Consider the following 692-nt stretch of genomic DNA (forward strand, 5'->3'; position numbering starts at 1 on the left):
ACGCCCGTCGAATACTCGCCCTGCGCCTCGATGCCCGCCGCCCACGTCGCGCCCACCACGTACAGCTCGCCGCTGTTGGACACCTCCACGTTCGCGCCCGACGCAAAGATGCCGTCGGCCAGGCCTTCGACGGAATAGGCGATGATGTTGCCGCTGTTGTCGATGCCGGCATCGCCGTAGGCCGAGTAGGCATACACGCCAATCGCCGAGCCGTAGAGCGAGGCCGCGTAGATGTCGCCGCTGTTGCCCACGTGGACGTCGCCGGCGCCCGAGGCGCTGATGCCGAGCGCGCCATAGACCAGGCCCACGGCCTCGATGTCGCTGGCGTTGTCCACGTCCACGTCGCCCAGCAACGAGGTCGCATTGATGCCGGTCGCGCCACCCAAGGCGTAGGCGGTGATGCTGCCGCCGGTGTTGTGGACCGTGGTGCCGTAGTAGGAGCTGGCCGCGATGCCCGTCGCGTAGTAATAGCCCTCGGCGGTGATGCTGCCGCTGTTGGCGACCTCGGCGTAGGCGCCGCGCGCGAACACGCCGTAGGCGGAATACCCCGTGTAGTAGCCGCCGAAGTTGGACGCGGTGATGTCGCCGCTGTTGGTCACGCTCGCGGTGCCGTAGTCGGCCCGCGCGAACACGCCCACCGCCACGTTGCCGCCGCTCACCACGTCGATCGTGCCGCTGTTGTCCACCGACAC

General features: G+C 68.5%; 1 protein-coding gene. It reads right to left on the bottom strand.

Translation table 11 applies throughout. From position 1 onward, the window contains the following. On the bottom strand, positions 1–692 hold a 692-nt coding region (locus ON759_RS13895), incomplete at both ends, for a hypothetical protein (protein ID WP_271680989.1).

Origin of the sequence: Thermomonas mangrovi (genome assembly GCF_028201335.1) — a bacterium.
Lineage (GTDB): Bacteria > Pseudomonadota > Gammaproteobacteria > Xanthomonadales > Xanthomonadaceae > Thermomonas > Thermomonas mangrovi.